Below are 17,419 nucleotides of genomic sequence, written 5' to 3'. Positions count from 1 at the left end.
AGCGAACATGAAAACGAATTTGAGCAGAAGTTTTCCGAACACTGATTTTCCCGGTGATTTCGCCGGCTGGCCGCCGGAGAGCACGGTCTTCCCCATCGCCGGCGTTGATCTCCGCATCTTGCCCGGCACGCATCCTTTCGTCGCCGCCGAGGAAACGGCGATCCGCGAAAACTGGGTGAGGGAGATCGCCGCCAATCCGGCGCTCTTCGACGGGCGCCTGATCTTCCAGCAGCGGCTGTCGCTTGGCGAGGAGGGAATTTCAGGTGAGGGCTACGTCACGCCTTTTTCCGCCTTCATGTACTGGCGCCGTCAGCCGCAGCGCCAAGGCGGGCTGCACATCTTCGCCTATCCCGTGCTCGAAAGCTCCGACGGCGCGCTGGTGGCGATCCGCATGGGGGCGCACACCGCCAATCCCGGCCAGGTCTATTTCGCCGCCGGCTCGCTTGAACCGGAGGATATTTTCGACGGGCGCTGTGACATCGAGGCCAACATGCGCCGCGAGGTCCACGAGGAAACCGGCCTCGATCTTTCCGATTCGGTGGCGGGGCAGGGTCTCTTCGCCAGCCACGCCAGGCGTACGGTGACGTTGCTGAGGCTGTTCCGCTTCGACCTGACGGCCGACGAGATGGTCGAGCGGATCGAGGCCCACATGCTGGTCGCCGAAGACAAGGAGATCGCGGGTGCGGTGGCGATCCGTTCGGCTGACCGGAACGCGTATCCGTATAATATCGCCATGCTGCCGGTGATTGACTGGTATTTCGGAAAGAGGGGCGCATAGGGCGCGGCAATCGGAGGCCGACCTCGTCCTATTGTTTGGGGAAACCAGTGCGCCCAGCCAATCTCCCCACCTGTGGGGGAGATGCCCGGCAGGGCAGAGGGGGTGCCACACTCGTCAAGCGCTTCCGAGAAAAAATCGATTTTCATTAACGATCCCGTGCAAATTGCCGAGTGCCGACGTCTCGTGCCGGAGACGGGTTGTTCTTACCCGAGTTAGCGCCTTGCACTCGGTCGCATGGTCGGGCAGGTTGGCGGCGGGACGATCGATTCAAGGAGGCCGATGTGGCGCGAAGCTACAGCGTCTATGACGTGTTCACCGATCGAAAGCTTGCGGGTAATCCGCTGGCGGTGGTTTTCGACGGCGACAATCTCAGTGACGAGGCGATGCAGGCGATCACCCGGGAGATCAATCTCTCCGAAACGGTTTTCGTGCAGCCTTCGACCAATCCTGCCTACGCGGCGAAGCTCAGAATCTTCACGCCGGGCCGCGAACTGCCCTTTGCCGGTCATCCCACTGTCGGCACGGCGGTGGCGCTGGCCGAGCGGGCTCACGGCGCAGCGGCGCTCGATCTCGTTACGGTGCTCGAGGAAAATGTCGGGCCGGTGCGGTGCGCGGTGCGGCTGCGAGAAGGTGAGGCGAGTTTTGCCGAATTTGACCTGCCGCGAAAATCGCAGCAGGCGGTCATGCCGCTCGACAAGCTCGGTATTGCCGATGCGCTGTCGTTGAAGGTCACCGAAATCGGCTTCGAAAATCACGTCCCCTCGGTCTGGAGCGCCGGTGTCCCGTTTCTGCTCATTCCGGTGCACGATGTCGGCACGGCGCAACGGGTGGAATTCGATCCGCAGCTTTGGGAAAAGATCGTGCCCTTCGCCGATGGCGCGCTTGCCTCGGCCTATGTCTATTGCCGCGGCGGCGTGAACCACGTGGCAAAGTTCCATGCGCGCATGTTTGCCAGCGGTATGGGCATCGTCGAGGATCCGGCCACCGGCGCGGCGGCGGCCGCGCTCTCCGGCGCAATCCGCCATTTTGACCGGCTGACGGACGGGCACCACCCGATCATGATCGAGCAGGGCGTCGAGATGGGCCGTCCATCCTTCATCCACCTGCATATCGATGTCGAAGGCGGAACGATTTCCAACGCACGGATCGGCGGCCAAGCGGTGCGGCTGGCGAGTGGCACACTCGATCTTTGAGTTATGCGAGCGCCGCGCTCCGGCAGGTGGGACGCTCTATCATCTTGAATTGGCGCGTCATCCCTCTCGAAGATCGATTCCGATTTCCAGGATTGTGCGCCGCATTTCGGCGCTGCGGAAAAATCTTTGAGATTAACCAAAGAATTTTCGTTGATGCGCTGGACAAGCCTGCCGATCCTGTTTATACGCCCCGTCACACCGCGCAGCGAAGCGGGAACGGGTGATTAGCTCAGTTGGTAGAGCAGCTGACTCTTAATCAGCGGGTCGTAGGTTCGAGCCCTACATCACCCACCATAATTTCAAATAGTTAGCGGCATTTTCGGGACACCGGTTTCCAACAAATTGGAAACTGTTTCCAATTCACGTTCCGTTCCTGTTCCGGAATGCGGCCGGCTCGATCTCGCTCCATCGGGCCTCCATGAGCTTCATCGCGTCCTTGGCCAAACTCCTCAGAGCGACCTCCCGCCCGTAGTGCTGAACCATCTGCGCCGACATGTTGCAGATCGCCCCAACCTGGTTCTCGGTGCAGCCAACTTCCAGCAGATTGATGACTGCGTTCTTCCGCAAACCGTGGAAGACGATCCTCTCTTCGCGGAATCGCTTGAAAGGCGTTTCGTCCATCAGCTTCTGCCATTCAGTCCGGAAGCCGTCGGCGGTCTTATAATATTTTGTGCGCGATCCCGCATGAAGCATGACGCTGTCGTTCGACGGAACCCGTTCGATCCATTTCCGGTAAGCCGAATGGATCGGGATCCAGACCGTCTTCTTCGTCTTCTGCGCCTTGACAGCGATTGTCGTTTCCCCGGCCTTCGGCTTCACCATCGCAATGACATCGCCCTGGCGCTGGCCTGTGAAGAATGCCGACATGGCGATCATCTGCATGTGGAAAGGCGCGTGCTGGAACAGGATCTCGAAAGCCCAGTTCGGCCACGGGACCCAAGGCTCTCCGCCAGGGATTTTCTCGGTGTGCTCGACAGGATTGCTTGAGCAATATCCGCGAGGAATGCCCCATGCCATCAGGCGGGACAGAAAGGCGCGGAATTGATTGGCGGTCGCAGGAGTATCGCCGAGCTCATCGATCATCTGCTGGGCGTCTACGGTCGTCAGATCGGCCGGCAGCTCGTCGCCGACCAGTTCGATGATCATTCTCCCGGATGAAGTGTAGCCGCGGCGCGTGGAGGCGGACAGGCTCGACCAGAAAGGATTGGCGTCATCCTGGAACGTCTCGACCATCGACTTGAAATCTTTGACGCCTTCTCGCCCCCGCTTCAGCTGAGCCTCGAAAGCCTTTTCGGCGGCCGGCCAGAATTCCTTTTCCACGTGATCGGGGAGCCGTTTGCCGTCCAGCAGGAAGCCCTTATCGTCGCGCTCGAGCGCTTCGCAGATGGCGACACGGCTCTGGAAGTCACGTTCCAGGGGCGCCGGTAAGGGCAGCGACGGCCACGCTGCGGCGGTGTTTCGGAACTTCGTATAGAAGGTATAAACCGTCTCAGCGCCGTTCTTGCGGCGCTTTATGACGCGGTGGACATGCTTAGGCAGTTCGACCGTTCCGCTTTTCCCTGATCTTGTCACGGAATTTCGCTCCAATGCCTGAGGCGGTTTCGACGGCGCCGATGTTCATCGCGCGGTCCAAGTCGTCACGATACCAGAATTTCCGCCGGGTGGTGTCAACTACGCGCGGGTGTGGATATGTGGTGCCGACGCGCTCGAGGAAGTCCTCGACGTGCTTTTCCCCGCAATATCCGGCTGCCATGTCCGCCGTCATGCGCGGCGGCCAACTGCCGGCCGGGATGGTGGTCTGGCGACGGACTGTCATCGCTCCCCCCTATTGGCGTCGAGTGCATCACGAAGAGCCTTGAGACGGATCGCGCATGCGGCGGCTTCGATGTGCGAGCCTCGGGATTTATGGAACATCCGCCATGACTCGGTTTCGGCGATGAGCTTAAGGATGGCCGTCATCTCTTCTTCTCCGGCATTTTGAACAGGTCGACGCGCCCAGCTTCCGCAGCGTCGGCAAGAGCGCGCAATCCGGCCGGCGTCACGTGGGCAAAGCTGCCGTCCGGTTCGTCGGACTTCATTAGGCCGATCTCGCAAAGGCGGCGGCTGATGGGACAAGGAACGACGAGCGCGCTGGTGGTGCCGACCGATTTGAGCATCTGGAGTTGGCGGGCGCCGATCTTCATCTCTCCGCCTCGGACCCGGGCTTACCCTTCTGCTCTGGAATGAGGGCGGCCCTGAGATCATCGAAAGCCTTCTGCATCTTGGCGTCGTATTCCTGCCACGCCCAATCAGAGGCGAACCGTTCAGCGCCTGGAGCTTCCTTGCCGTCTTCGGTGTCCCAGCAATCTTTTTCTGGTTCGCCGTTGACAGAGGCAACGTAGGCTTCGGCGGCATTCGCTATTGCCCTAAGCCGCTCGATCTCACTCTTTGCTTCCAGCAACAGCGCATCGACTTCCTCTTGGCCACGGTCAAAGTACATGGCTTCTGACATGGAGAGGAGGCGGGTGGTGATGTCGGTCATGGGGTGGGATCCTCGATGGCGGGCCTCATAAACGGCGTCGGGAAGAAGATTGCGAAGACCTTCGCGCACAGCTTCGGAGGCAGCACGACGCGCCTCTCCCGCGCAACGATAGCGCTCCGACTGAATGGCGCTCCCGACTAGATCGATGATTACATCGCCTTCGCTCTCGCCTTGGCCCACGCGCGCGAAGAACTCGGAAGCGGCATGCTTTGCTTTTGTGGTGTCGGTTGACATTTCACTTCCCATCCGTGTGCTGGTTGATGATGGCGAGCGCTGCCTCGCGATTGCCGCTGACCTCGTAAAGCCTCTGGGCGAGCCGAAGAGGATCAATGCCGCGATCAAGCCACCACTGCTTTTCGTTGGTGGAGTGCTGGTCCCGGTGTTCATCGGGCGTCAACGGAAGCGTCCATGCGTCATCCGGCTTTTGAGACTTGCCGGTATGCTTCTTCCGGTACATCGGATCGCCATAGCGGATATGGCATGCCTCGCAGCCCATACGGCCCGACAGGACGCTAGGTAGGGTTCGGATGAAGGCAAGGTGCCGATCGTCAACGATGCGCTTCTGGGAGCGATCTGACGGGTCCAGCGAGAAGGCCGTTGGCGGCCGGCGGATCTGCGAGGCCATTACTTCGCCCTTTCCTTCAAAGCTTGATCACGCGCGACGTTCAGGCGGGTCATCGCCGCGTCACTGCCGCCGGCGTCTGAGTGGGCTGCCTTTGCCTTACGCCGATAGGCAGTCGTGATTTCCTCGAGCGTGGCCGAACGGCTGACATTGAGCACTTCCGACCAATGGCTTCCAGCCGGCGACGGGAGCGCCATGAAACCGGTGAATGTCGCGCGGACGAGCGCAAGCGTGCCATGACGAAGCTCAGTCCGCCTCGCTTCGATGATGTGATGGATCGCCTGCAGGTTTGCTTCGACCTTAGCGTATCGATCGACCGGGATGCACACGGTCATGCCGTCCCAGACAAACCAGACGGCCACGCCTGGATCTGACGGCTTGTCGGCGCCGAGCGTGACATTGCTGGAGATCACAACGTTCGCCAGAGGCTTGCCGCTGTCGGCAGCAAAGCGCTTCAGGCTGTCCTTGACGTTGTTGATCGCGCCGCCCAGTGTCGTCCGGAACTGACCGGCCTCCCGCAGCCTGGTGTAGCGCGGCATCGTCTCGGGCCACTGGAGAGGATAGGGGATCATGCCGCCCTCGCGATCTGGTCGATATTGCCGGCGTGGACGGTGAAGGTGTAGGCGACCACCCAAGGATCAGCGTCCCAGGAGCCGTTGCCGTTGATGCTGTCCCAAAGAGTGCCGTAGGAAGCGGACGGCGGATAAATCCCTCCGCTCTCTTTCCCATAGTGCCGCCATTTGCATTGCCCAACCGGGTCCCATCGAGGGTCGAACTCAATGCCTTCTGCGACAGCGTCGTCTTCGCTGATGTCCTGCAGTCGCTCCACGCGTACATCGGTGACGGTAAGCGTCAGCCGGGACGCCCAGCGGGGCATGTGGATCGACGGGCGCCACCGGCCCGGCTTCGACCGCTCCCAGCCGGCGGCGTAGACCGCTGCGTCGTGATCATCGTCCGGCCGCAAGGTCTGCTGGACGCCTTCGCTCATGCGATAAGCGGTGCGCGGCACGATGGCGTGGTTTTCCTTCACCCAAAGCCGGTCGCCCTTGTAGGCGAGCAGCCGAACCACATGCCAATCCTTCGAGACATCGTGGTCGCGGGTGAACCCGTACAACGGCGCATCGTACCAGCAATGGCGCACGACATCCGCCGGCGGCTGCGGTTTGATGATCCGCCGGGTTTGCCTCTTCGTGCCGGCGAGCAGGGCGCGCACCATCGGCGCGCTGAAAAGGATGGGGCGATCAGCCATTGGGGCTCTCCAGGTCTTCAACATTGCAGTCCAGAACCCCGGCAAGGAAAGATCTGGCCTCGATCAGCGTTCGCTTCTGGCTGGCGACAGCCTTGGCGCTGACGAGGATGGAAGAGACTTTCTCCCGCTCGTAGGGCAGCTTGTCCTTCCATTCGTCCGCACACTGTCTGAGGGCAGCTTCCCGCTCTTCGTCGTCTGAATAGCTCATGACGGTGAGCGAAAGCATTTCCCGAGCGCAGTCGATAAGACTTGAACCCGCCGGCGGCAGAGAAGGGGTGGTCTCGCCGCCGGCCGGGTCGTCTCCTGATGCTGGTCCGCCATCGGAAACCGATGCATCAGGAATGGGTGACGTCACGGAGGAGGGGGCGGACTCCGTGACGCCGGCAGATGAGGCGGGGGACAAGGCCGCATCTGCGTCCGGCGACGGGGAGGCGCCGGGGTTGGTTGTTTCGTGATTGTCCAGTATTTCGCCCGTCAGAGCGCTTTCGGTCTCAGAATGAACGAACGAACTGTCGAAGCCTTCTCGCTCGCCCTCGGGCTGCTGCGCGGCGTTCTGGCGCAATCGCTGCATGACGGACGGCTGCGGTGTGATATCGCGGGCGTTGTCGGGGCCATGGAACTGCTCGGCCTCCTCACGGTCATAGACGCCGAGGATGACTTCCGGCGTGTGCCGGCGCGCCCAGGAGCGGGCTGCGAAATATCCGAGCTGCTGCTGCGGGTCCGACTTCCAAAGGGGCGAGTTCTTGACCGTGATGCTGCCGATCGGCGGCGTCGTGTATTCAAGCTCGTCACCATCGATGATGCCGGTCACGGTGCATGTCATGTCGGCGCCGCTGCCTTCGTATCGATACTTCAGGCGCCCCTTGATGCCCGACCTCGTGTTGACGACTGCCGCGATAAGCTGCGCTTCATAGGCGATCGTGCCGTTAACCTGATAGGACTTGGAGGCGACGGCAAAAGGGTTCATCTGCCAGTCGAGCGCCTGCAGCGCGACGGCCATGCAGGCGCCGGCGTTGCCGCGAAGATGCTTCGGCAGCGCGATATCAGCCCGGCACATGACCTCGGCGAACTTGACGACTTCGGCCAGGTTCTGCGGGGCAATCTTGGCGCCGGTCGCGCCTGTGGACATGCCGACCGAATCCATAGGAAGGCGTTCGGTGCGTTCTGCAAGCTGGTTCATCGCTGATCTACCTTGTCCAGCGCCTTCTTGAGCGCGATGTTGAGTTCTCGGATTTCGGACAGACCCATCGGAGACCTGTCGCTTTCGCCTTCCTTGAGGGCGGCATTGAAGCCGCGCGCCCAGCAGGCGATGTCGGAGAGGCCGGACTGAGCCCATTCGGCCTGCGCTTTCGTCATGCGGATGGTGACGACCGGCTCGTCCGGTTCGCCGTAATCAACGTCCAAGATCATGCCGCGATCCCCAATTGGTTTTTGATGCGGGTCTTTGCCCACGCCGGCATTTCGGCATAGCCGACCATCTCGCGATCGAACCCGTCGAAGCCCGGCCAGACGCCTTCCTTGAGGCAGCGCTTGACCGTCTCGATCGCGACGCGCGCCTGGCGCTCGCCGAGGTCGATATCCTCGTCCTTTAACTGCATGACGCGGACGTCGTAGGGCGGGGCCTTCTCGACGAAGACGAAGGTGAAGCTCGAGAATGCGTCTGCGCCGAGAACCTGCCGGACGATCATCCGAAGCAAACCGGCCTGCACGTGATAGCCGTGATTGAAAATGGCCTTGGATAGGCTTTCGTCGTCGACCGACGCGGCGGTCTTGAGGTCGACGAAGTCGCCGCTGTCGTTCGGAACGACGTCGGGCCGGGCCTTCAGCCAGATATCGCCATCCTTGCAGAACACGCTTCGCTCGATGCGACCGTTCAGGATGCCGAGCCGGATTGCCTCTTTCCGTTCGAGAGCATTGGCGATGTGGCGGATGTGGCCGATCTCGGTTTCGGTGATGACGACCCTGCCTGCTTCGGCCTGATCTGCGAGCCACGCCTTGCACCAGTTCGATTGGCCGCTCCAGGGCTTGTCTCCGCCCTTGCCGTCGGGGTAGGTGGCCGGGCGCAGCGAATAGCGTTCCTTGAAGCCGTGCTCGCCCAACAGGAGCATGTGGGCAGCCTTGCCGAACTCCAGCGATGAAGAACTGTCGTCTTCGAACCGGTCGGAGTTGTAGGGCGAGTAGGCCCAGTATTCGGACGGCCGGCGCAGCACGGCGCGAAGTCCCGAGCTCGATATCGAGAAGCCGTCGAAGAGATCAATGTTGCTGTGATAGTCCTCGATCGGCACGCACGAATAGACGCCGCGGCGAATGATGGGCTTGCCGTTCCACTTTTGCTCCGATTTCAGGCCGGCGAGCAGGCCGCCCTCGACGGAGCCGAGAGACTGCCATGCATCCTGGTCGATGATCTTATCCATGGCTGACGTTCTCCTGGTTTGCGAGATACTGCAGGCGAAGACCTTCGTTGCAGCTCGGGATTGATACGAAGACGAAGAGGGCGCCGATGATCACCAGCATGTGGTAGCCGACGAGGGCGTAGAATTGCCGGTCGCGCGACGCCTGGGCCTCGGCGGTCCGGCGGTTGATTTCGGCGAGGCGGGCTTGGATGTCGGTCACCGGTCAGCCCTCCCCAAGCAGCCACGCATCATCGGTATGCTGACCGGACGCGAGAGCTATGGAGGCTTCGATGGCGCGATCGGCGAATGACGGCTCGTCATCCTCCCGAAGGTCGATCGCGGACACAGCGCGGTAGATGCTGACACGGTGGCCGACGTGCTTGGCCCTTATGTGCGTCCTGACAGCTTCATCGTTGGCGAAGAACTTCTTGCACTTCCCGCACAGGAAATTCATCTGGGTGTTTACCTTGCCCATGTCGGTTTCTCGTCTTCCTCAGGCGTAAAGCTGATCGCTGTCGGTGATGTTCATGGCCACCCGAGCCATGGCCGCGAGCTTCGCGCCGCAGCGGACGTTGAATGCGATGTAATCCCGGAGGCAGATCGCATGCCGCCCTTCGCGGCGCTCTTTGCCGGCGGCGTATTCAGCCGCTGCATCTTCCTGGAGCAGGCAAATCTTGATGAGGTCACGCATAGAGCTGATCCTCATCGGTGATGCCCATGATCTTCCGGGCATAGCGATAATGCTCGGCGACCGATGTCGTCGCGCCGCGCATCCACGAAGGACCGCGGACCGAATGCTCTGGACGCTGCAGGAAGAGGAAGCCGTGAGCACCCATGCGCTGCGCTTCGATCGCCATGTATGCGTCGCAGTCAGTGAGCGTGCGGGCTGCGCTCCAGCGGGCGTCGCGCCTGCTCTGCTCGGTACCGATCTGGCGAATGTGCTGCACGGCGATCTCCCTCAGTTCCAGCAGAAGATCGGCCTTGGCTTCTTCGTCCCGCTTTCGATGAGGTTCAATGTAAAGTCTAACTATACACAACGCAAGAGGTGCTGAGAAAAAAGTTTAGTAAGACTGGACAATGAAAATCTGCAGGCGTATCTCTGTCGTCAGTGATGGGCGACCGGGTGCAACTCCCGAGCTGACGAAGCCCACGGCGCGGGAAGCGAAAGTCCTTAAGTGCGCTGTCAGAAAATCAGGACGAGGGCGAAGCGAACGGCCCCTCTGGCACGTGTCCCATCCCGGCTCCGGCCTTCAGGAAGACATGGCTGCAGCTCCCCCGCCTCATGGATTTGGTTCCATGGGGTAGGGGGAAGCTATGGCCGGAACCCTCCCTCACCAGCCTTCAAAACGAAGGAAGAGTAGATATGAAAGGGATCAGTCACTGAAGAGAAGATTTATCTCTCAGTAGGCTTTTGACATTGATGCAATTGTGAGTTTCATTGGTCTCAGTATTTCTGGGGTGGGGACTTCAATGAACAAGCTGCTCATCTGCTGCGTGACCGCAGTCGTTCTGTCGGGCTGCGCGGATTACATGAACAATCGCGATACGATCACATTCGGGGCGGGGAACGCGATGGAGGCGAACAAGGCGATCCACATCGCCCAGCCGTTCAATCCCCAAACTCAGAACACGAGGATCTATGCCGATGGCCGGCGCATAGGCAGGGTCATGAGGGATTATAACGGCGGCGGGCCAGCCCAGGGCGGCCAGCAGCCATATTCCGGAAACTGCCCCACCGAAGGCGACATTGCTGCCGACGGCTCAAGATGCGGCGGCAGAGCAGCGTCAGTGCAATAAGGCGCTATTCGTCCGCGCACTGCGCCTTGATCATGTCCGCCCGGGCTGCGCGGAATTTTTGATATTGCTCGTCCATGAGCTGCGAGCAGGCGGTTACGACCTCCTGGCGCGTCGCCCCTGCAGAGCCGATCGGGTGGAGCTCTGCCCCCTTTTTCGCTTGGGCGTCCAGGTCGCCGGCCTTGGCGATCGCGTCTGCAGGCTTGAAGCCGGAATCGCGCAGCAGCATTTCGATGTTGACCGTGTTGCTTTGAGCCAGGCCGTCGCCGATGTAGGGCGCACATGCCCAGGCATAACCCTGATGGGCGACGATGGCTTCGAGCGCCTGGTTAAAGCTGGCATCGGCCGCGGTTTTATCGAACTGGCATTCCTCGGCCGCCGCCGGCCACGCGAGGCATACCGCCAATCCTATGGCGCCCGCAAAACGAACATGCTGTCGCATACAACCCTCCCCAGCGATCGACGAGGGAAGCGTATCAATTTCCGCAGAATTTGAAAGGGATGCGTGTGTTTCGGAACGGGGCGCCGATCACCGATGATTAATCTTCTTCCTCGAAGAGTTTCATCAGCGACGTGGCCCGGTCGACGATCTCGCGAAGGGCTGTGACCGGCTCGATTTCGATAGTTTCCGGGAAGGTGGATTCCAGGCGCGACAGTATCTCCGCATTCATGGAGCGCTTATTTCTCCGGGCGGACTCCTGCATTTTCCGCTTCAGGTCGGGTGTTATTCTGAGTTTGAATTCGGGGCGCCCAGCAAAATTGGTAGTAATAGTTGTGTAAGAAAGGTCTTAAGGACCTAAGCCGAAGTAGGTAGTTGGGCGCTGCCTTCTTCATTGAACACGGCGCAGCGCGCGCCGTCTTCCTCGCAACGGCTTTACCGCAAAGATGGGCTGACGCATCCGATGCGTTTACGGGGGGTTGTAATTAACCAAAATGCCAGAAACTACGAAATCTCTGCAGGCATCATCGTTCATGCGTTTCCACGGTACCGATCCGATCCTTACAGCAATTGAAGATCTGCGAGCCGGGATGGCTGACTACAATGCCAATGCGCCTGTTGATGATGACACAGCGGCCGACGCCTATGCAGAAAAAACCTACCGCCCAGCCCGCCGTTCGCTTGCTGCATGGGACGGCCCGGCCCTGACATTCGCAGGGGCGTTCGCTGCTCTGAAGATGGCAAAGGATGCGGACGAGAGCGACGATTCCGAGATCGTCACGGTGATGCTCAACGCCGCGATCGGGTATTTCGAAACCCAATTCTGAAGGTGATGCGCGCCTGGCGAGATCAGCGCGCCGATTACTTCGAAGTCTTCCGCCGCCGCTCGATCGGCGACCACTTGGCGATCACGATATCGGTGATCGTGATCTCGGTGTCTTCGTCGCCGTCCAGCTCGATGTCGGTCTGCCAGTCCGGGTCGAAGCTTTCCGGCCGCAGGAGCACCCGCCCATTCTCCCAGATGAGGGTCTTCGCCGTGTATTCGGCCAGGCCGTGCTGCAGCCGGCGCACGATGACCAAATCCCCATGCTCCGGCTGGATCCCGCCTGCGTGGAGTTCCACGGCATGGAGATATTCGCCGTTGGCGGCGATCTTGTTGATGCTGTTCCCGGAGACGCGATAGAGCCGCTGCCCATAGCCCGGATAGTCCGGGTGCGTGGCGACCGGCTCATAGGTGCGCTCGAAGCGAACGCTTCCCTCTTTCCACATGCCGGCGGCAACCTCGCCCACGACCTCGAGGCCGATGCGGGGCGCTGATGGAGCGTCGGCGTCTCCGGTCCCATTGACCAGCCAGTGAAGCGGTTTCTTCGTCGCCTCGGCGATCGCCACCAGCGTCGTATGGCGCGGCCGGACTTCGCCGGATTCCCATTGCGCAACGGCGCCGCGGGTTTTCCCGACGGCGTTGGCCAGTTGCTCCTGGGTCATCTTGGCTTCTGACCGGGCTGCAAAGATTCGTTGGTTTAGTTCCATGGCGAGAACATAGCCGTCTGCCTGTACAAAATCTTCGATAGTCTCACTTGACGCGCCGTTAGTTAAACTGTACATCTTGGTCATTCTCGCTAGTCAGGGAGTGCCGAAGTGCAGAAGCTGCAAGGAATGGACGCCGTTCGAGACAGGATGCCACTGGCGCGCCTGGCCCGCGAGATCGGCATCACGCGCGGCGCTGTCGCCCAGTGGGACAAAGTTCCGGCCGAGCGCATCGGCGACGTCAGCCGCGTTACCGGCATCCCCTTTGAGGTCCTACGCCCTGACCTGTTCAAGGCAGCGTCGGAGACCGCGGCATGAGCACTCTCCAGGACATGGCCGTCATCCCTGCCGCCATCATCGGTGCGCTCTTCGTCGCGTACCTCCTCAAAGACATTTACCTGAGGTAACCCCATGCCGCTCATGTTCCTGCTTTGGCCGGTCTTTTTGTCGATGCCGTTCATCGCTTGGCAGGTCACTGTCGACGAAGCGCTCGCAGAAAGGGGCGCGGCATGACCTGGTCCTTCAACATCGACGAAGCCCCTCGCGGTAAGACCGTGATGGTCGTCCGCACCGTCAAGGGCGAAGAGAAGTCTTTTGACGAGAAGGTCATCGCGCCGGTCTGGCTGGCGACGCAGTGCGGCCGTGTCATCAAGTCCTATTGGCTTGAGCAGACGAAATTCAGCCCCGCTCGCTGGGCAGGGCTTGCCGTCAACGAGGTTCCTGTCGCCTGGCAGGATTTCATCGTGCCGGAACATCCGAATTCGCCGGGTTCGGCGTCCACGGGTGCAGTGACTGGATGGGTCGATCCGCCGAGCACGCAAACGGGTAGCAGCGACCTCCAAGACGCGACATTGGCCGAGACAAACGGTGGAACACGCGTGGCAGCCGGAGAGACGGCAACTCATTTCACCCTCGATGACGTCGGAAGCGGCGCATGACCAGTTCCATCGACGCGGCTCGCCAGACCCTGAGCAAGACCGATCGCTTCGTGACGTTCCACCGTTGCTCGGCATGCGATCGGGTCCTTTCCATCCCTGAGTTCATCGAGCGCCACTGCGAGGCGTGCAAGGGCTACACCAAGCCCGTCGCTGTGAAGGAGAGGGTATCGTGACCGACATCTCCTCCGTGGCTCGCGAGCTTATCGACGGCGATCCGGCGCTTGCTGCAGAAGTCCATCGCATCATGAGCGAGAAGAAGGCCGTAGCCAGCGGCTTGACCGTGAGGCAGGCCCAGGCCCTCGAGTTCATCAGAGCCTACCAGAGCGACAATGCCGGCGCGTCTCCGACTATCAACGAGATCACTGTGCACTTGGGCCTCGCATCCCGATCTGGCACTCACCGGATTCTGACGGACCTCAAGCGCCGCGAGAAGATCAGTTGGTATCCGCGCGCGCCGCGATCCATTTCCATTTTGGAGCGCGCACCATGAGCGACTTCATCAGCGGGTTTCTCTACTGCGCCGGCGCCGCCGTCACCCTTGCGGCCCTGATCTTCTTTGGCCGCCGCTACAGCCGGTCGCCGCGGGTCGACGATCTCGACTACGACAACGGCACGCCCGACTGCTGGGTTGAGGAGGACAAGTGGTGACCGCGCTCCTCGCCTTTCTGATTTACGCCGCCGCCGTCTTCGCGGTTTGCTTTCTGATTAAGCGCTCGGCCGTTCCGGCTGATGCCGACGGCAATCCTGTCAGCGCTGAGATAATTCCGTTCCCCCAGAAAGGGGAGATTTTCACACACAAGTTCCAAGGCGCGTCGGGTTCCAAGCTTAGCGCCCGGGTTTCCTACCAGCAGTCATTCGGCACAACCAAGTAGGACGATCGGATGAAGTTTCATTGGATTCTGAACAGCTTCGGCGCCCACGCCTGCCAGCTTCGGCGCCTTGCTGCTCTTGTTCAGAGTACGCGTTTCGGGAGGTCTGAGTAGCGTCCTGGGTCCGTCAGTTCCTCCTGATCTATGAATAAAAATATCAGGAGAGCCGAGCATGAACAGGGAAATCTCAGACCGAATTTTGTCAACCATCAACCACCAGGGAAAGTCGAAAGCGATGTTAGTTTCAGTCGATGCGTTCGGCCCCAAGGAAGCCGATCACTTCGCAAGGAAGATGATCGAGGCCGAGAGCCGGGGCTCTGGCGACCAGATGAACGCAATGGAGAGGGTGGCAAGTCGTTGCGGTCTCACCGCGCGCCAGCTCCGCAGGTTTCTTCAAGGTGAAATCAAAAGCCCAGGCTGGGGCCTGGTCAACGGCATCCTCGCCGGATGGATCTCCCTTTGGGATGAGAAAATCCGCGTGATGCAGGCTGAGGTGAAGGACGTCAGAGCGAGGTGCAAGGGTGATAGTTGCGAGGATCTTATGGCTGAAGTTGCGGCTCTGGAAACTGACATTGAAGCTCTGGCTACGAGAGTCAGGCAAGCAAAAGGAAGGTGACGGTAATGGCAGCGGCAAGTGAAGGCACGAAGGCGATCAACGACAAACGGCAGAAGCTGTTCGCTTACTATTTCCGCAACGAGCTCGCGGCCGAAACCGAGCGGCGGGAAGCGACTGCGAAGAAATCGGCCAATCGAAAGGTTGCCAAGGCGGCGGATCCTACCTTCACCGGGCAGAAGTTCGACCATTACCTGAAGGCTCATTTCGGCGAGGACGATCAGAAGCCGGTCGACCGGCTGAAATCTGATCGTGAAAACCTCGAATGGCTCGGCCTCATCCCGTCCACGAAGGGCGATCTCCTCGCCAAGGTCGACCGCGTCGACAAGGAAGGCATGATCCGCGCCAAGGGATACAAGGCTGGCCTCCTCGGTCTCGATCGCGTCTCCGGTTATGATGCCGGAAGCGTCGACGACAAGATGTTCCTGGAATCCTATGACGCCGGCAAGAAGGAATACGAAACCGACTTGCCGGACATCCTCAAGCAGATCCAGGCGGAAACGACGCGCGAAGAACCGCCAGCGAGCGGCTTCGACCCGTTCTCAGTCGTGAAGCACTGAACCTCCAGGCGGCTCGGCACCTCCCAGCCTTGAGCCGCCCAACTCTCCGGTCGCGAATGACCGGAAATTTCTTTCTCTCCCATGAGGCGCGCATGACGATCATCTGGGGCTTCGACCCGTCAAAATCGACTGGCTGGGCAATCTTCGATCCGGATCAGCAGAAGCAGGACCGGAACTTCTCCCACGTCAGATGCGGCGTGTTCCAGATGCCCGACAAGGCCGACCACTATTACACCGGAGACCAGATCGGCCTGAAGGTTGCGGCGCTCATCCGCGAGCACGGCAAGCCCGATTGGGTGGTGCTCGAGGAGCAGTCGCTCGCCAAGATCGGCAATACCAGCGCCGACGCTATGCTCTATCCATGGATCGCGACAACCGCGATCGTCTCGACCATCGCGAATTTCGGCATTCCCTATGGCACGCTCCCGCCCGGCACATGGCGCAAGAGCTTCTACGGCCAGAACTTCAAGCCGGCGCTCGATAACAAGGGCAAGAAGGATTGGAAGTCGGCGGCCGTTTCCGAATGCGAGCGCATCGGCATCAAGCTCCCTACGCAGAAGACGCTTGCCCATAACGCCGCCGAGGCGTGCGCTCTGGCGATCTGCTGGGGCGTGCGGGACATGAAGGTTCACGCCGGCCGGTACCAGGAGCCGCTCATGGCGCTGCGCAAGCAGCGGAACGAGAGGGCCTTAGCATGATCGGGCTCCGCAACTCAGTGAACGACGGTGATCACCGGAATTCCAGCTTCGTCGGCGGCACGGATAAGCGCGTACCGCGCGTCCTCAGCAGGAAGGTCCCCGTGGATCGCATCCCGGCAAGCCTTCACCGCTGTAAGATACTCTTCCCCGTCGTCGAGCGGCCAGCAAGCCGTGAGCATCTGGGCCGCCTCCCAAAGGCTCGCGACAAGCTTGTATTTTTCCGGCCCGTTCACAACGAGCATCAGCGGGCTGAATTCTCCAGGTGTGTGCCACTTCATGACATCAGGCCTCTCCACGGTGAACATATTAGTAACCGTGCAAGAACTGTTCCGGGCGAGGGGACCATTGCCCAGCGGCGCACCGATCCTCATCGATCAGATGAGGTGGCCGCATGATGCCAATGAAGACACAACGTCGATCAAGGTCTGAGGATGCCCGCTTCCCGGGCCGCGCGAATGAAGGCGAGCTTGGCTGTCGCGCTGTCAACCTTCCCGTCGATCGCGCCGAGACAGGCTCGTCGAGCAGCGGAAAAGGACTTACCTCCTTTTGTGGGCCACGAGCTCATGAGGTACGCTACAGCATCGCGCGAGTTGCCGACGCTTCGGAAATGATCGGGATCGATCATCAACTCTATTGGCTTGTCCCACAGATCGCTGCTCATCTTGTCTCCTCCGGCGTGCTGACCGCAGAAGAAATACGCAGCCGCCTCACGCGTTCCGTAAATTCCAGGTATGGGACCAAGGTCGGGGGTGCATCTGCGACCAAAGGCCCAGGTGCGAGCAGCCGCAGCATCACCTCTGCTATGGCTGATGAGAGAGGCCGCGATCGCAGCCTCTCCACTTACGCGAGCCGTTCAGGCAGAAACGCGACCACCGCCGGTCGGGGTCTTGATCATCCACGGCTGAACCGCCGGCTGCTTCATCAAGATGCCCTTCTTATTCCCGAACGCGCGGATGGCGTCGCGAGCTACCTCAAGCGGCTTATGTCCATCATGGGCCATGTAGCAGGTTTTGAGGGTTGCCTCGTGGATGAGGTCTCGGTCGCGCTCAGGCCAATCTTCGAGAAAATCAATGGCGTCCGCCAGAGAGAATATCTCCCGAACCAAGCCTTCCCGTTCCTTCAGATAAACGGGGCGGTTAAAGTTAGAGTTCATTGCTACCTCACTGAAAACGTTGGTGATCAACAAGGATGGCGCCGGAATCCAGCGCCGGCGGACAATCTATTT

The 17,419-nt window shown here is 60.5% G+C and carries 34 protein-coding genes and 1 tRNA gene; 14 read left to right on the top strand and 21 right to left on the bottom strand.

Annotation, left to right across the window (positions count from 1 at the left end; all coding sequences use genetic code 11):
• Nucleotides 1-7 precede the first annotated feature (7 nt).
• The 3 genes from Tal182_RS15100 (at nucleotide 8) to Tal182_RS15090 (ending at nucleotide 2,265) form a co-directional block, all read left to right on the top strand.
• Nucleotides 8-778 carry a hypothetical protein gene (locus Tal182_RS15100; RefSeq protein ID WP_064803603.1) on the top strand — a complete coding sequence of 257 codons (771 nt, stop codon included), beginning with the start codon at nucleotides 8-10 and terminating at the stop codon, nucleotides 776-778.
• A gap of 281 nt (nucleotides 779-1,059) precedes the next feature.
• The gene (locus Tal182_RS15095; RefSeq protein ID WP_064803601.1) at nucleotides 1,060-1,971 is read left to right on the top strand and encodes a PhzF family phenazine biosynthesis protein; all 912 of its coding nucleotides are present in this window, start codon (nucleotides 1,060-1,062) and stop codon (nucleotides 1,969-1,971) included.
• Between the two features lie 218 nt (nucleotides 1,972-2,189).
• A tRNA-Lys gene (locus Tal182_RS15090) sits at nucleotides 2,190-2,265 on the top strand.
• Nucleotides 2,266-2,331: 66 nt separating this feature from the next.
• On the opposite strand, the gene Tal182_RS15085 is transcribed toward Tal182_RS15090, so the two are convergent.
• The 15 genes from Tal182_RS15085 to Tal182_RS15025 are packed head-to-tail and all read right to left on the bottom strand — an operon-like array spanning nucleotide 2,332 to nucleotide 9,703.
• The gene (locus Tal182_RS15085) at nucleotides 2,332-3,543 is read right to left on the bottom strand and encodes a tyrosine-type recombinase/integrase (protein ID WP_085859956.1); all 1,212 of its coding nucleotides are present in this window, start codon (nucleotides 3,541-3,543) and stop codon (nucleotides 2,332-2,334) included.
• On the bottom strand, nucleotides 3,503-3,736 hold the full coding sequence (locus Tal182_RS15080) for a hypothetical protein (protein WP_085860953.1): 234 nt from the start codon (nucleotides 3,734-3,736) through the stop codon (nucleotides 3,503-3,505). Before Tal182_RS15080 ends, Tal182_RS15085 begins: the two co-directional genes overlap by 41 nt.
• A 47-nt stretch (nucleotides 3,737-3,783) precedes the next feature.
• Nucleotides 3,784-3,930: a hypothetical protein gene (locus tag Tal182_RS32305; protein ID WP_164517801.1), complete on the bottom strand. Its 147-nt coding sequence runs from the start codon at nucleotides 3,928-3,930 to the stop codon at nucleotides 3,784-3,786.
• The gene (locus Tal182_RS15075; RefSeq protein ID WP_085859955.1) at nucleotides 3,927-4,154 is read right to left on the bottom strand and encodes a hypothetical protein; all 228 of its coding nucleotides are present in this window, start codon (nucleotides 4,152-4,154) and stop codon (nucleotides 3,927-3,929) included. Before Tal182_RS15075 ends, Tal182_RS32305 begins: the two co-directional genes overlap by 4 nt.
• Entirely contained in the window at nucleotides 4,151-4,726 is a 576-nt protein-coding gene (locus Tal182_RS15070; protein ID WP_085859954.1) for a hypothetical protein, read from the bottom strand. The genes Tal182_RS15075 and Tal182_RS15070 overlap by 4 nt, the downstream gene beginning before the upstream one ends.
• Nucleotide 4,727: 1 nt before the next feature.
• The gene (locus tag Tal182_RS15065) at nucleotides 4,728-5,117 is read right to left on the bottom strand and encodes a hypothetical protein (RefSeq protein ID WP_085859953.1); all 390 of its coding nucleotides are present in this window, start codon (nucleotides 5,115-5,117) and stop codon (nucleotides 4,728-4,730) included.
• A complete protein-coding gene (locus Tal182_RS15060) occupies nucleotides 5,117-5,686 on the bottom strand; it encodes a J domain-containing protein (protein ID WP_085859952.1) in 570 nt (189 codons plus the stop codon). The genes Tal182_RS15065 and Tal182_RS15060 overlap by 1 nt, the downstream gene beginning before the upstream one ends.
• On the bottom strand, nucleotides 5,683-6,363 hold the full coding sequence (locus Tal182_RS15055) for a hypothetical protein (RefSeq protein ID WP_085859951.1): 681 nt from the start codon (nucleotides 6,361-6,363) through the stop codon (nucleotides 5,683-5,685). The genes Tal182_RS15060 and Tal182_RS15055 overlap by 4 nt, the downstream gene beginning before the upstream one ends.
• Nucleotides 6,356-7,543: a recombinase RecT gene (locus Tal182_RS15050; RefSeq protein WP_164517800.1), complete on the bottom strand. Its 1,188-nt coding sequence runs from the start codon at nucleotides 7,541-7,543 to the stop codon at nucleotides 6,356-6,358. The genes Tal182_RS15055 and Tal182_RS15050 overlap by 8 nt, the downstream gene beginning before the upstream one ends.
• Nucleotides 7,540-7,773, bottom strand: a complete 234-nt coding sequence (locus Tal182_RS32300; RefSeq protein ID WP_164517799.1) for a hypothetical protein — start codon at nucleotides 7,771-7,773, stop codon at nucleotides 7,540-7,542. The genes Tal182_RS15050 and Tal182_RS32300 overlap by 4 nt, the downstream gene beginning before the upstream one ends.
• Complete coding sequence (locus Tal182_RS15045) at nucleotides 7,770-8,777, bottom strand: PD-(D/E)XK nuclease-like domain-containing protein (protein WP_085859949.1); 1,008 nt, start codon at nucleotides 8,775-8,777, stop codon at nucleotides 7,770-7,772. The genes Tal182_RS32300 and Tal182_RS15045 overlap by 4 nt, the downstream gene beginning before the upstream one ends.
• Nucleotides 8,770-8,976, bottom strand: a complete 207-nt coding sequence (locus Tal182_RS15040; protein WP_010014281.1) for a hypothetical protein — start codon at nucleotides 8,974-8,976, stop codon at nucleotides 8,770-8,772. The genes Tal182_RS15045 and Tal182_RS15040 overlap by 8 nt, the downstream gene beginning before the upstream one ends.
• Nucleotides 8,977-8,979: 3 nt before the next feature.
• Complete coding sequence (locus Tal182_RS15035; RefSeq protein ID WP_245344778.1) at nucleotides 8,980-9,231, bottom strand: hypothetical protein; 252 nt, start codon at nucleotides 9,229-9,231, stop codon at nucleotides 8,980-8,982.
• 18 nt (nucleotides 9,232-9,249) lie between these two features.
• Nucleotides 9,250-9,447 carry a hypothetical protein gene (locus Tal182_RS15030; protein WP_085859948.1) on the bottom strand — a complete coding sequence of 66 codons (198 nt, stop codon included), beginning with the start codon at nucleotides 9,445-9,447 and terminating at the stop codon, nucleotides 9,250-9,252.
• Nucleotides 9,440-9,703 (bottom strand): hypothetical protein, encoded by a 264-nt coding sequence (locus Tal182_RS15025; RefSeq protein WP_085859947.1) that lies wholly within the window; start codon nucleotides 9,701-9,703, stop codon nucleotides 9,440-9,442. Before Tal182_RS15025 ends, Tal182_RS15030 begins: the two co-directional genes overlap by 8 nt.
• 523 nt (nucleotides 9,704-10,226) lie before the next feature.
• Here Tal182_RS15025 and Tal182_RS15020 point away from each other — a divergent pair.
• Nucleotides 10,227-10,553 (top strand): hypothetical protein, encoded by a 327-nt coding sequence (locus Tal182_RS15020; RefSeq protein WP_085859946.1) that lies wholly within the window; start codon nucleotides 10,227-10,229, stop codon nucleotides 10,551-10,553.
• Between the two features lie 4 nt (nucleotides 10,554-10,557).
• On the opposite strand, the gene Tal182_RS15015 is transcribed toward Tal182_RS15020, so the two are convergent.
• A complete protein-coding gene (locus tag Tal182_RS15015) occupies nucleotides 10,558-10,992 on the bottom strand; it encodes a hypothetical protein (RefSeq protein ID WP_085859945.1) in 435 nt (144 codons plus the stop codon).
• Nucleotides 10,993-11,089: 97 nt separating this feature from the next.
• Nucleotides 11,090-11,221 carry a hypothetical protein gene (locus tag Tal182_RS33105; protein ID WP_281063606.1) on the bottom strand — a complete coding sequence of 44 codons (132 nt, stop codon included), beginning with the start codon at nucleotides 11,219-11,221 and terminating at the stop codon, nucleotides 11,090-11,092.
• Between the two features lie 262 nt (nucleotides 11,222-11,483).
• Here Tal182_RS33105 and Tal182_RS15005 point away from each other — a divergent pair, with 262 nt between their 5' ends.
• On the top strand, nucleotides 11,484-11,816 hold the full coding sequence (locus tag Tal182_RS15005) for a hypothetical protein (RefSeq protein WP_125461487.1): 333 nt from the start codon (nucleotides 11,484-11,486) through the stop codon (nucleotides 11,814-11,816).
• A gap of 34 nt (nucleotides 11,817-11,850) precedes the next feature.
• Here Tal182_RS15005 and Tal182_RS15000 read toward each other — a convergent pair whose 3' ends face one another.
• The gene (locus tag Tal182_RS15000) at nucleotides 11,851-12,603 is read right to left on the bottom strand and encodes a helix-turn-helix domain-containing protein (protein WP_085859942.1); all 753 of its coding nucleotides are present in this window, start codon (nucleotides 12,601-12,603) and stop codon (nucleotides 11,851-11,853) included.
• 42 nt (nucleotides 12,604-12,645) lie between these two features.
• On the opposite strand from Tal182_RS15000, the gene Tal182_RS14995 reads away from it, so the two are divergent.
• The 9 genes from Tal182_RS14995 to Tal182_RS14965 all read left to right on the top strand — a co-directional run bounded on the left by Tal182_RS14995 (nucleotide 12,646) and on the right by Tal182_RS14965 (nucleotide 16,194).
• The gene (locus tag Tal182_RS14995) at nucleotides 12,646-12,834 is read left to right on the top strand and encodes a YdaS family helix-turn-helix protein (RefSeq protein WP_064832499.1); all 189 of its coding nucleotides are present in this window, start codon (nucleotides 12,646-12,648) and stop codon (nucleotides 12,832-12,834) included.
• A 191-nt stretch (nucleotides 12,835-13,025) separates the two neighbouring features.
• The gene (locus Tal182_RS14990; protein WP_085859941.1) at nucleotides 13,026-13,454 is read left to right on the top strand and encodes a hypothetical protein; all 429 of its coding nucleotides are present in this window, start codon (nucleotides 13,026-13,028) and stop codon (nucleotides 13,452-13,454) included.
• Nucleotides 13,451-13,627, top strand: coding sequence for a hypothetical protein (locus Tal182_RS32295; protein WP_164517797.1), 177 nt, complete (start codon nucleotides 13,451-13,453; stop codon nucleotides 13,625-13,627). The genes Tal182_RS14990 and Tal182_RS32295 overlap by 4 nt, the downstream gene beginning before the upstream one ends.
• Complete coding sequence (locus Tal182_RS14985; RefSeq protein ID WP_085859940.1) at nucleotides 13,624-13,944, top strand: hypothetical protein; 321 nt, start codon at nucleotides 13,624-13,626, stop codon at nucleotides 13,942-13,944. Before Tal182_RS32295 ends, Tal182_RS14985 begins: the two co-directional genes overlap by 4 nt.
• Entirely contained in the window at nucleotides 13,941-14,102 is a 162-nt protein-coding gene (locus tag Tal182_RS32290) for a hypothetical protein (protein WP_164517796.1), read from the top strand. The genes Tal182_RS14985 and Tal182_RS32290 overlap by 4 nt, the downstream gene beginning before the upstream one ends.
• Entirely contained in the window at nucleotides 14,099-14,326 is a 228-nt protein-coding gene (locus Tal182_RS14980) for a hypothetical protein (RefSeq protein WP_085859939.1), read from the top strand. Before Tal182_RS32290 ends, Tal182_RS14980 begins: the two co-directional genes overlap by 4 nt.
• A gap of 169 nt (nucleotides 14,327-14,495) precedes the next feature.
• Complete coding sequence (locus Tal182_RS14975) at nucleotides 14,496-14,939, top strand: hypothetical protein (RefSeq protein ID WP_085859938.1); 444 nt, start codon at nucleotides 14,496-14,498, stop codon at nucleotides 14,937-14,939.
• Between the two features lie 5 nt (nucleotides 14,940-14,944).
• Nucleotides 14,945-15,496, top strand: coding sequence for a hypothetical protein (locus tag Tal182_RS14970; RefSeq protein ID WP_085859937.1), 552 nt, complete (start codon nucleotides 14,945-14,947; stop codon nucleotides 15,494-15,496).
• A gap of 92 nt (nucleotides 15,497-15,588) precedes the next feature.
• Nucleotides 15,589-16,194, top strand: a complete 606-nt coding sequence (locus tag Tal182_RS14965; protein ID WP_125461486.1) for a hypothetical protein — start codon at nucleotides 15,589-15,591, stop codon at nucleotides 16,192-16,194.
• Between the two features lie 14 nt (nucleotides 16,195-16,208).
• Here Tal182_RS14965 and Tal182_RS14960 read toward each other — a convergent pair whose 3' ends face one another.
• From Tal182_RS14960 to Tal182_RS14950, 3 genes are all read right to left on the bottom strand, one after another.
• Nucleotides 16,209-16,472 (bottom strand): DUF982 domain-containing protein, encoded by a 264-nt coding sequence (locus tag Tal182_RS14960; RefSeq protein ID WP_085860951.1) that lies wholly within the window; start codon nucleotides 16,470-16,472, stop codon nucleotides 16,209-16,211.
• Between the two features lie 140 nt (nucleotides 16,473-16,612).
• Nucleotides 16,613-16,855, bottom strand: a complete 243-nt coding sequence (locus Tal182_RS14955; protein ID WP_085859935.1) for a DUF982 domain-containing protein — start codon at nucleotides 16,853-16,855, stop codon at nucleotides 16,613-16,615.
• Between the two features lie 192 nt (nucleotides 16,856-17,047).
• A complete protein-coding gene (locus Tal182_RS14950; protein WP_085860950.1) occupies nucleotides 17,048-17,347 on the bottom strand; it encodes a DUF982 domain-containing protein in 300 nt (99 codons plus the stop codon).
• Between the last annotated feature and the right edge of the window lie 72 nt (nucleotides 17,348-17,419).

Source organism: Rhizobium sp. TAL182, from assembly GCF_002117725.1.
Lineage (GTDB): Bacteria > Pseudomonadota > Alphaproteobacteria > Rhizobiales > Rhizobiaceae > Rhizobium > Rhizobium esperanzae.
The sequence above is the reverse complement of the archived record's forward strand: the minus strand, read 5'-3'. Positions and strand labels throughout refer to the sequence as shown.